Genomic DNA, 11,864 nt, shown 5'->3' on the forward strand with positions numbered 1-11,864 from the left:
ATATGAGACGTTTCATTAAGAATCATTAATGAGTGAAATATAAGGAGTGGACAACCCAATGGCAGACGTGAAAAAAATTGCAGTTATTGCAGGTGACGGAATCGGCCCTGAAGTCGTAGCTGAGGCTGAGAAAGTGCTTAAACGTACGGAGGAAGTATTCGGTTATCGTTTTGAGACAGAGCACGCGTTGTTCGGGGGAATTGCAATCGATGAGAAGGGCACACCTCTTCCTGAAGAAACACTGAGCGTATGTAAAAGTGCAGATGCCGTCTTGCTTGGAGCAGTTGGCGGTCCAAAATGGGATAACAACAGCAAGGAGCTTCGCCCGGAGACAGGCCTGTTGGGAATCCGCAAAGCACTCGGATTGTTCTCCAACCTGCGTCCGGCTGTCGTATTTGATTGCCTGAAGGATGCTTCAACTCTGAAGCCGGAAGTACTTGAAGGTACAGATCTGATGGTGGTACGTGAGTTGACAGGTGGAATTTACTTCGGTGAGAAGTTCAGACGTGAAAGTGCACAGGGCGAAGAAGCTGTAGATACATGTGCATATAATGTAACGGAAGTAGAGCGGATCGTTCGTCAAGCATTCGAAATTGCGCAAGGACGTCGCAAAAAGCTGGCTTCTGTAGACAAAGCCAACGTATTGGAAACTTCCCGTCTCTGGCGTGAAGTCGTTAACCGGGTAGCACCAGATTATCCGGATGTTGAACTGGAGCATGTGCTTGTAGACAACTGCGCGATGCAATTGCTTCGTCGCCCAGCCAGCTTCGATGTCATCGTAACGGAGAACATGTTCGGAGATATCTTGAGTGATGAAGCAGCGATGTTGACTGGTTCCATCGGTATGCTCGCATCTGCGTCACTGGGAGAAGGCAGTTTCGGACTCTATGAGCCGGTACACGGTTCTGCACCTGATATCGCAGGTCAAGGCCTAGCTAATCCAATTGCAACCATTCTCTCTTTGGCGTTGATGTTCCGCACGACCTTTGGTTATGCAGAAGGTGCAGATGCCATTGAAGCAGCTGTGTCGGATGTATTGAACGCAGGACACCGCACAAGTGATATTGCTGTAGACAAGAGCACAGCGATCAGCACGACTGAAATGGGCGATTTGATTGTAGCGGCTATTCAGAAACAGGCGTAATTATATTACCACCAATATGGCAGCCCTTTGTTTCCAGTTATGGAATGTACAGAGGGCTGTTCCTTTCTGATTTTTGCCACGAAAAATCCTTATTTATAATTATTATAAAAAAATAATGTTTATAATCTTGACTTTGGCAAGTCCGGATGATAACATTTTACTTGTACTTGTTATCAAGGTTCAAATCATTTTAATTACAGGAAAAGCGTTCGCGTTTTTCTTGATGATGAGCAATCCGTAAGGATGCTTACATAATCCCAAAGGAGGAATTTTTAGTTATGGCAGAACGTTTGGTTGGTAGACCAGCACCGGATTTCGCAATGGAAACAGTATCGGGAGATGGACAAGATTTTGGTTCCGTTAAACTGTCCGATTATCGTGGCAAATGGCTTGTATTCTTCTTTTATCCTTTGGACTTCACATTTGTGTGCCCAACTGAAATTACAGCTTTGAGCGTTGCTTCCGAGCAATTCAAAGCTTTGGATACTGAAATCCTTGGCGTGAGCGTAGACTCCGTACACAGCCACAAAGCATGGATCAATACACCTGTAGACAGCAATGGTCTGGGTCAATTGAACTTCCCACTGGCTTCCGATATCACGAAGCAAGTAGCTAAAGATTACGGAGTTCTGATCGAAGAAGAAGGCGTAGCATTGCGCGGCTTGTTCATCATCGATCCAGAAGGCGAATTGAAATATCAAGTGGTTAACCACAACGATGTAGGCCGTAGTGTTGAAGAGACACTTCGCGTACTGCAAGCACTGCAATCCGGCGGATTGTGTGCAATGAACTGGAAACCAGGTGACACTAACCTGTAAGCCAGGTTAACTTGAACGGTTTTTGTTCAAGCCCTCATCCCGTTAGGGATTGAGGGCTTTTTGCACCCTTTTGCCGAAATTTATCACGAAGTTAATCAAAAGTGTTTGAACAAGCAGCTAAGCGTGTTAATAATATATTAGAAGAAAGTCTTCTTTTATCTGTTGAAAGAGGAATTGATGGCCTTTAAGGCGAATAGGGTATGGAAACCCGGTAAATATTCCGGTGCTCTGCATTTATAATCTGTACATGAATGTGATACACTGATGGAACTATTCCTTTTCGGAAGTGCTGGAAGTGTACGGGATTGCATTTTAACAAAAAAGTCCCGGCACGTAATAAGGAGGGTGAACAAAAATGAGTTACTGTTGTGGGGCAAGTATGGTTGGAACGAAGGGCACGCTGAAGCATTACCGCACCCAGGTTCATAATGTTCCCCTGCTGTTTTGCCCGGTGTGTCATCGGGTTGAGGTGCATTATAAAGTTGAAAACGAATATGAAATTCTGGCTGAATATGCGCATGGTGACGGTGCATCTGAGATCGACTTTCAAGATTATGTTACAGAAGACGAGGATGCAATTTTCGAAAACTGTGTGAACCGTGAGAGTGAGGACGCCATGGTCATTGTACAGCGCCAGATTGATATGGCTCTGGATTTGCTAAGGCTCGCCAAAGAAACCAAAGACGAGAAGTGGGAAAGCGAACTTAAACGTCGATTAGCTGTGATGAGTCAGCGCAGACTGAAAATTCAGCATAATAAGACCGGACTATAGATAATCTTGAATATATCACAAGTTAAAGATATTAAAAACGAAGCTGATTTGCCCGAGGGGGTGAGACGGCTTCGTTTTTGTGCGTTTGTTCTGGGGCTAATTCGAGGTTTTTTTTAAAATAATTTCCATTCGACACTTTCTCCGATTGACTCTCTTCTATAAACTTGTCTATGATAAAAACAGACTTGCAAAAGAGGCGGAGCAAAAAATGTTCGTGTTTGGGAATAGTCCAGCTTGAGTTCCGGACATGCCATCCATATTTTCGGCTCACCCCCCAACGAAAGGGCACCGGTAATGAAAAATAAAATCGGCCCTTCCTGTTTCTGTGATGATATGATGTCCGAATGGCAAGTTTATCATTTACGTGAAAAGGAGGAACCTGACGTGATTAGTGAATTTCAGGATACAGTGCCTCAATCAACGGACGGATTCCCACCTGTGCATCTGGATTACAACAAGTATGAAAACGTACTGGAGCATCTGGATAGCGGTATTATGTTGTTTGACAGTCACGGTGTATTGACCTTTATTAACGTTCAGATGGCAAAGTTGTTGGAGCTTCCAAGAAGTCTATTGAGCGGCTGTACCCTGATGCAAATGCTGCATCATCCACAAATGAGCCGATTCAAGAAAAAGAAAATTCTACGAATCTATCGGGAAACCATCTTTCACCGTAAGCGCTATCATGAATTGATTGATGAGTACGGAAGGCATTGGCTGGTTACTGTAACGTATGGTGATCAGATGGATGGCGACTTCTTGTTCAGTGTCAAGGATGTATCTGATTATAAACAAATTGAACAGACTGCTTATCAAAATGACAAACTTGCGATGCTGGGGCGGATATCAGCATCTATTGCTCATGAAATTCGTAATCCGTTGACCGCAATCCGTGGGTTCATCCAATTGCTTAGACCCCATTTGCTGCAGCTCGGCAAAGACGAGTACGCTCGAATCATACTAACGGAGATTGATCGGGCGAACGACATCATCTACGAATTTTTGAATTCTTCCAAACCGTCAGCTCCACAGAAGACCGTGATGTCCGTTGACTCTTTGCTCAAAGAGGTGGTCTTGCTGACAGAAAGTGAAGGTTTAATGAAAGGGTGCGAGATCATACTGGATGAAGGGGATGCCCCGCTGAATGTGTCCATTGATGTCAAACAGATTAAGCAGGTTATTTTGAATATGGTAAAAAATGCAATGGATGCCATTGAGGAAGTCGGCGAAGAGCATACCGGTCTAATTCGAATATCTACCACTACGGAAAACAAGTTCGTGCAGATCTCCATTGAGGATAACGGTCAAGGAATGGACCATAACACGCTTGTACGTCTGTTTGATCCATTCTTCACGACCAAGGAGAGCGGAACGGGGCTTGGACTCTCGGTGAGTTACCGGATCATCAAGAATCATGGAGGTACCATCTCTGTCGATAGCAAAAAGGGCGAAGGTACACGGTTTATGATTATGTTACCCTTGGTATATTGAGAAAAGCGGGGAATAAGGGAGTTGGCCATTTGCCGACTCCTTTGTTTTATGTTGCCAATTAGGGTTATAGTTAGTAATGAATGCGAATACATAAGCTCCATAACGGAAGGATGAGATGCAGATGGAAATCCAAGACATGGAACGAATGAATCAACAATTGATGGATCACGTGGGAAAAGTAATTGTGGGTAAAGAGCATACCATAGAGTTGGTGATGACAGCGATCATAGCGTCAGGACATGTGCTGCTGGAGGATGTACCGGGTACCGGGAAAACGATGCTCGCCAAATCGGTAGCCTCTTCATTGGACTGCACATTCCAGCGGATACAGTTTACACCGGACTTGTTGCCCTCTGACTTAACAGGTATTCATTTTTTTAATCAAAAAGAAGGTGATTTTGAATTCAGACCGGGGCCTCTGTTCGCTAATCTTGTATTAGCCGATGAGATTAACCGGGCTACACCGCGTACGCAATCAAGCTTGTTGGAGTGCATGGAAGAGCGCCAGATCAGTATCGACGGCTCAACGAGACAGCTGGAACGGCCATTTATCGTTATTGCCACCCAGAACCCCGTGGATAACCAAGGAACTTTTCCACTACCCGAGGCTCAGATGGATCGGTTTATGATGAAAATTCGCATGGGTTATCCAAGCAGTGAAGAGAGTGTAGAAATTTTGAGACGTACGGTAGCCAGTCGTTCTGTTGATGATCTCACGTCAGTGATCAGTCGTGAAGAACTTTTGAAGGCGCAGGATACGTATAAAACCGTGCAAATCAACGAAGATTTGCTGCGGTATATCATTCAGTTAACCGAAGCGACAAGGCAACATCCCGAACTCTCGCTTGGCGTAAGTCCACGCGGAGCTCAGGCATTACTCAAGGCGAGTCAGGCCTGGGCTGCACTTCATGGCAGAGACTTTGTTTTGCCGGATGATATTAAAGTTCTGGCGGAACCCGTGCTCGCCCACCGACTTGTATTCCGTAACCGGATCAGACAACAAGAAGGCTTGGCAGAGCGTATCATCCAGGAACTTCTGAATCAGACAGAAGTGCCAACGGAGAACCTCGCTACAAGCGGGCGTTAGTCTTATGGCATTATTATGGCTTGTCCTTGTAGGAGGCATTGTCGTTGTTATACATGGTGTGTGGTTCGGACGACCTGCACTGCGAAACCTCAAGTACAGCAGACAATTCAGCAAGCTGCGTTGTTACGCTGGAGATGAACTTGAGATGGTGGAGACGATCTCGAATGAGAAACGAGTCTCCGTACCGTGGCTCAGACTTGAATCGATGATGCCCGTGTCGTTTGTATTTCGTTCCGGCTCAGGTATGGATATTAGCCAAGGCGAAATTTATCAAAATCATAAGAGTATTTTTACGTTAAAACCATTTACTCGTATTACGCGCAAACACCCTTTTACATGTACTCAGCGTGGAATTTATCCATTAAATACAGCAACGATGACAGGGGGGGATCTCTTTGGTGTGTGGCGTTCCACCAAACCGATTCCTTTGCAAATGTCTATGGTCGTGTATCCTTCATTAGTGAATGTAGAGGAACTTCCTGCAATTTATCAGGTATGGCAGGGAGAAGTGGAAGTATCTCGATGGATCGTTGAAGATCCTTTCTTGATTCTGGGTGTTCGGCCTTATGGCGCAGGCGACCCTATGAATCGTATTCACTGGAAAGCGAGTGCACGTACAGGTGAATTACAAGTCTACAAACAGGGATGGACAGCTGATCCGCAATCCTGGATTGTAGTCAACATTCAGGAATCAGCAGATATGTGGAGTGTTGTCACGCGACCGGAAAAGATTGAACGGGCACTTCGTTATGCTGCTACGGCTGCAGTGGATGCCATTGGTAGAGGATTGCCGGCAGGCTTTGCCCATAATGGTTATCATGTGGGTGGAGGCCGCGATACCCTTCGGATTGAGCCGGATTATGGTACGCCCCATCTGGAGCGGTTACTGGAAGCTATGGCTGAGACAGAATTGAAATGCATGGTGCCCATGGAGCAATTCCTGAGTGATGAAGTACGTCTGAATGAAGAAGCACAGCAAATCCGCAGCTATCTGCTGATTACATCCTATGTGTCTGCCGCTATGGAGTACGAGCTTGCGCGTCTGCACGAACAAGGACATCGTGTGACGATTCTGCCAGTAGAGGACGTTAAGGGGAATACGAAGGCGGTGAGTGCATGAGGAACAGACATGTAGCGACAACCAAGGGGCTTATAGCGATGCTTGCCGTCTTGATGGCTGCTATATACCTATTTCCGATATTTACGCTCACTTCATTCTATGCAATGGAACATTTGCCGTATATATTATTCATCCTGGTGGTACTCCTGGGTGGGCTGGGACAATTCATTCAGCATAAAATTCCGGATTTTGGCGAGAAAAGTTCATTCATTCGTGGAGTAACGGCACTCGTCGTAGGATTTATCTTCGCATTCGTTGTTGGGATGAGCCTCATTCTACCGTTGCCGGATATCATCACCTTGGTACTGTGTGGCGTCATCTCGGCTTATGCAGGTCTGACCTTCCAGCCAGTCTTTCATTCTGTGTTGTTATGGCGCTTGCAGATTATGGGTGTAATCAGTGCGATCGTGCTTATGATTGCTTCGAACTCGTTGGAATTCATGCAGCCGATTCGAACTTACAGTATATGGATCTATATTGCGGGAGTGATCAGCTTTGCCTTTTGGCTGGTTGGACGATATATGTTGCAACTAGATCAGGCAATGCTCAATGACGGCAAGAGAAGATTGGTATTACGAGATTTTGCACGTGCGAATCATCAGCGGTTCATGTGGATGATTATTGTCATCGTCGCGATCGGTGCTTTCCCAAGTCTAGCTGCCTGGCTGGGGCCGCTACGTGACCGCTTGCTTGCATGGATCAGGGGATGGTTTGGTCCGATATCCGGCGAGGAGCCACAATTACCAATGGATAACCCCAATCAGCCGCTAAATATACCGAATGACTGGAGAGAGCCGCCATCCGAGCCCTCAGTCTTCTGGAACATCCTCGGATGGGTAGTGATGTGTGCTGTAGCAGGAGCAATCCTATGGCTGCTTCTGAGGTTGGGGCAAAAAACGATAAACAGACTTATGGACCGATTCAAGGGAATGTTACAACCTGGTGAAAAAAAGGCAGAACCACGGACGGAATATATCGATGTGAGTGAGACGCTTGATGCACCAGCAAAAGTTCGAAAGAATTGGTTTCGGAAGAAAAAAATGATACCTGCACAGGATGCTGAACGTGTTCGGTATTACTATCGGACTTGGATAGAAAGAGCCACTCATCGAGGAGTGGGGATACAGGGGACGCACACTCCGCTCGAGGCTGCACAGACCATTATTCAGAATGGTGTGAAGTTAGAAGAAGATGAACTGTCTGCGAGACTGCCAGATACGTATAACAGCGTACGGTATGGAGGGAAGGTTCCGGATCAAACAGATATGGTTGAGATTGATCGAATCTGGAAATCTTATCGAAGTAAATAAGTCCGGAATCCCTTTACTTTTCTTGTCACGTTCAAGTATCATGAGAGGAATACACAAGTTGGTCAGAAAAGGAGCAGACATTAATGAAGACAAATCATTGTAAAATTGTAGATTGTACGATCCGTGATGGCGGACTGGTGAATAATTGGGACTTTAGCGTGGACTTTGTTCAGCAGCTGTATGCTGGGTTGAACGAAGCTGGCGTTGATTATATGGAAATTGGTTACAAAAACTCTCCGAAGTTACTGAAAGGTGCCGAGGAAGCAGGACCATGGCGTTTCCTGAACGATGATTTCCTGCGTAAAGTTATTCCTCAAAAAGGCAATACCAAACTGTCTGCACTGGTTGACGTTGGACGTGTGGACGAGAATGATATCTTGCCTCGCAGCGAGAGCATGCTGGATCTGATCCGGGTTGCCTGCTACAGCAAAGATGTAGACAAGGCACTTGCACTGGTCCAAACATTCCATGATCGTGGATATGAAACAACACTGAATATTATGGCACTCTCCAATGTTATGGAGAATGAGTTGCTGGAAGCATTTGAATTGATCAAAGAAAGCTCCGTAGATGTGGTTTACATTGTCGATTCATACGGTAGCCTGGATCATAATGATGTGAAATACCTGGTAGAGAAGTTCAAGACTCACTTGCCTAACAAGCGTCTTGGCGTTCACACCCATAACAATATGCAGCTTGCGTTCTCCAACACATTGGTTGCGGCGGAACTGGGAGTTGAGCTGCTTGATGCTTCTGTATATGGTATGGGACGTGCGGCAGGAAACTGTCCAACCGAATTGCTCGTAGCTCATCTGAAAGGTACGAAATATAATCTGCGCCCAGTACTCGGTGTATTGGAACAGCTGATGGTACCTCTTAGAGAAAAAGAAGAATGGGGCTACATTCTGCCTTACATGATCACAGGTGCATTGGACGAGCATCCACGTTCTGCGATGGCGCTTCGTTCATCGGAAGACAAAGACAATGTGGTTGATTTCTATGATAAATTGACAACACCTGAAGTGAATTTTGATAAATAATATAGTCTAAAATACAGTTGCAAATTAGGAAAACATGGACTCTAACTGGAGATCCATGTTTTTTTAGTTCTTAATGCCTTGTTTATCTCTTGATTTATGAATAAATATTCCTAGGAGTAACTAATTTTTAGTTCACGGATACAAAATTAAATGTTATTATGTACCAGATAGCATGTGTATGCATGTGAATTGAACGTTGGTTAATACGTTTTTTTGTCGAATTGTGTAGTAAGTTGTTAAGTTTGGTTAATGTAATTCAGGATAGGTGATCCCGGGAAGGACAACACGGCATGAAGGTTAATCTGCAAGATCAGAGAAAAATAAGTTGGGTCGCTGTGTGCGGCTTGTTGTGTTTCGTCGCAAGTCAATGGTTTCGTTCTTCTTCAAGCTCTGATCTGATCATATCGGGTTACCCGGTTTTGACACTCTTGGGTGGATTCGCTGCGGCAGCCGCTTGTATCGGTATCTATAATCAAAGCTGGTTGTTTCGGACACAGAAGCTAACGCTTCGGAGGGCATTATTAACAACACTCTTTTTATTGATTGGGCTGTTTGAACTGGTACATATCGTTTCATTTGCAGAAGAGATTCCAAATGGAGCCATGATGGAATCGGAGTTCTCCTTAATGATGTCAACCATGGGATCTTTGGTATGTTCCGTAGGTTTACTGCTCGTGTATACCTTAAATGAGAAAGAAATTGCATTACCGCGCAAATTTTTACTGTTCAGCGGGACATTGGGCACCTTTGTTATTTTGTACATACTGGCTATTCAGGAATGGAGCATGTTGCCAAGTATGCTTGATGGGGATGTGCTTGGAGGGACCTTCACCCGAGTTCATGTTATGGTCGGATTGCTCTATGGCGTTATTGCCGTTCTTCTGTTTGTACAATGGAAAAAAACCAGGAACGGCGACCTGCCAACCATTCTATGTGGCATTCTGTGTTTCTTCTTTGGAGAATGCTATTTTGTTTCGGCAACTGGAGTGAACGATTTCAATCTGCTGTTAGGGTTGCTTAGTAATTGTATGGCATATTTTTTCATTCAAAAAGGGCTGTATACGTCCGTAGTGGATACGCCTTTCTTGCAACAGCAGGTCGCGGAAGCCAAGATGAACTATATTGCTCATCATGATGATGTGACAGGTCTTCCAAACCGTCGACGCCTTTCGCAGCGATTGAAAAAGATGATGGATGATGCCGTGGTGGAGGAACAGCTTGTCGGCGTACTCGTGCTGAATATTAATCGGTTCAAAACCATTAATGATTCGCTCGGACAGCAAGCAGCTAACCGGGTTTTGCGTCAAGTAGGTCAAAGACTGAAACATTCGTCACTTCCAGGAGAAGAAGTCTTTGGATTGGGAAGAGATGAGTTTGCATTGACGATGACAGATTTCAGCTCAACCGATACAGCATTGCGTCGGACCAGATCCATTCTGCAGCTTTTTGAGAAGCCGGTCTTGGTTGATGGTAATGAGTATCATCTTACACTTGGAATCGGGATGGCCATTTTCCCACATGATGGTGAGTCGCCACAGGAGATTATTCAGAATGCAGATACAGCTCTGCATAGTGCAAAGGAACAAGGGATGGAACTGAATCGTTTTGCCCATGCGATGCAGATGAAGGCACAGGAACGTTTGCAGCTTGAGAATGATCTGCGCAAGGCGTTGGATCGAGGTCAGTTCTACCTGGTCTACCAGCCACAGGTTAATCTGCAAAGCGGGTTAATCGTTGGCATGGAAGCATTGGTACGTTGGCAGCATCCGCAGCGAGGCTCGGTATCTCCGGCGGAATTTATTCCTCTGGCAGAAGAGAGTGGGCTCATTGTACCGCTTGGAGAATGGGTGCTTCGTGAAGCATGTGCACAAAACAAACTGTGGCAGGAAGCCGGTTATCGTAAACTGTGTGTGTCAGTGAATCTGTCGATGAGACAATTCAGGCATTCGCATTTGTTGGACAATATCAATGGCATTCTCAAAGAAACTGGGCTGGAGCCTGTATGGCTTGAACTGGAGATTACAGAGAGCATGACATTTGACAAAGACCGGTCATTCGAACAGTTGCGCAAAATTAAAGAAATTGGTGTGCATATCAGTATTGATGACTTTGGAACGGGATACAGCTCGTTGCACTATCTGAAGGATCTGCCGATTGATCGGCTCAAAATTGACCGATCATTCGTTAATGAAGTCATGGAGGACAGCAATAACGCTGCAATTGTATCCACCATTACTTCAATGGCGCATCATTTACAACTAAAAGTGACAGCTGAGGGCGTGGAGAACGAAGATCAGATGGTCTTTCTTCGCAATCAACACTGTCACGAGGCACAGGGTTATTTTTTCAGTAAACCGATTAAAGCCGCTGAATTTGAAATGCAGTTTTTAAGAGATGTGGATAAGCCTACAGGATAGTGGACAGCGGGGGCGCGAGGGTGCTCCTGCTTTTTAATTTGGTTTGCATAATGAAAAAAATGGGAAATATGACTTGCATGCTATAGAGGATCATGGTATATTATTATTTGTAAAATCACTGTTAAATTCTGAAGGAACTTAACAATCATGCGGGTGTAGTTCAATGGTAGAACTTTAGCCTTCCAAGCTAATAGCGTGGGTTCGATTCCCATCACCCGCTTAACGAAGCAGTACCGGAGTCCTTGTTGCGATGCAAGGGCTTTTTTTCTGTCTAAAAAAATTCTGTCTTTAAAAAAAATTGTGAATATAAGCAACCAGGAGGCTGCTGTGTCATCGGAGTGACGAGTAGTAAGTATTATTTGATTTAATATATATAACCTTTGCTTTTTTACAATGATCTGGTACAATAACGGAGAAATGGATACTACACATGAATGAGAGGTAACCATACGTCCCATGAAGTAAAACACATGAATTGAACCCCAGTTAACTGCAGACGGTTTTATAACGCAGTCAGCCAAAGCGGCTGAGCAATGAGGGGATTCGTGTGTCCAAATTCAGCTATGGGATCAGGTATGGAACAAGTAAGCCTTGAAGGTTTACGTGTACCCTGTGTTTGGGGTTTCTTTGTTCATGCCGTAACTTACCTTAGATCTGTCTTTGAA

9 protein-coding genes and 1 tRNA gene are annotated in these 11,864 nt (G+C 44.9%); all 10 read left to right on the forward strand.

What is annotated here, in order from left to right:
* Window positions 1-58: 58 nt before the first annotated feature.
* The 10 genes from leuB to MHH93_RS08340 all read left to right on the forward strand — a co-directional run bounded on the left by leuB (window position 59) and on the right by MHH93_RS08340 (window position 11,419).
* Window positions 59-1,144 (forward strand): 3-isopropylmalate dehydrogenase, encoded by a 1,086-nt coding sequence (leuB, locus tag MHH93_RS08295; protein WP_253432739.1) that lies wholly within the window; start codon window positions 59-61, stop codon window positions 1,142-1,144.
* 278 nt (window positions 1,145-1,422) lie between these two features.
* Window positions 1,423-1,962, forward strand: a complete 540-nt coding sequence (locus MHH93_RS08300) for a peroxiredoxin (RefSeq protein ID WP_036610146.1) — start codon at window positions 1,423-1,425, stop codon at window positions 1,960-1,962.
* Between the two features lie 355 nt (window positions 1,963-2,317).
* On the forward strand, window positions 2,318-2,734 hold the full coding sequence (locus MHH93_RS08305) for a hypothetical protein (RefSeq protein WP_017689649.1): 417 nt from the start codon (window positions 2,318-2,320) through the stop codon (window positions 2,732-2,734).
* A gap of 384 nt (window positions 2,735-3,118) precedes the next feature.
* A complete protein-coding gene (locus MHH93_RS08310; RefSeq protein WP_500053645.1) occupies window positions 3,119-4,225 on the forward strand; it encodes an ATP-binding protein in 1,107 nt (368 codons plus the stop codon).
* A 121-nt stretch (window positions 4,226-4,346) separates the two neighbouring features.
* Window positions 4,347-5,312 (forward strand): AAA family ATPase, encoded by a 966-nt coding sequence (locus MHH93_RS08315; RefSeq protein WP_192134664.1) that lies wholly within the window; start codon window positions 4,347-4,349, stop codon window positions 5,310-5,312.
* Between the two features lie 4 nt (window positions 5,313-5,316).
* The gene (locus tag MHH93_RS08320; RefSeq protein WP_500053646.1) at window positions 5,317-6,432 is read left to right on the forward strand and encodes a DUF58 domain-containing protein; all 1,116 of its coding nucleotides are present in this window, start codon (window positions 5,317-5,319) and stop codon (window positions 6,430-6,432) included.
* Window positions 6,429-7,742 (forward strand): hypothetical protein, encoded by a 1,314-nt coding sequence (locus MHH93_RS08325; protein WP_500053647.1) that lies wholly within the window; start codon window positions 6,429-6,431, stop codon window positions 7,740-7,742. Before MHH93_RS08320 ends, MHH93_RS08325 begins: the two co-directional genes overlap by 4 nt.
* A gap of 83 nt (window positions 7,743-7,825) precedes the next feature.
* Window positions 7,826-8,782, forward strand: a complete 957-nt coding sequence (locus tag MHH93_RS08330; RefSeq protein WP_192134670.1) for an aldolase catalytic domain-containing protein — start codon at window positions 7,826-7,828, stop codon at window positions 8,780-8,782.
* 290 nt (window positions 8,783-9,072) lie between these two features.
* The gene (locus MHH93_RS08335; protein ID WP_500053648.1) at window positions 9,073-11,199 is read left to right on the forward strand and encodes a bifunctional diguanylate cyclase/phosphodiesterase; all 2,127 of its coding nucleotides are present in this window, start codon (window positions 9,073-9,075) and stop codon (window positions 11,197-11,199) included.
* A gap of 149 nt (window positions 11,200-11,348) precedes the next feature.
* Window positions 11,349-11,419 (forward strand) — tRNA-Gly (locus tag MHH93_RS08340).
* Window positions 11,420-11,864 lie beyond the last annotated feature (445 nt).

The sequence above is a fragment of the Priestia sp. FSL H7-0729 genome (genome assembly GCF_038005685.1).
Lineage (GTDB): Bacteria > Bacillota > Bacilli > Paenibacillales > Paenibacillaceae > Paenibacillus.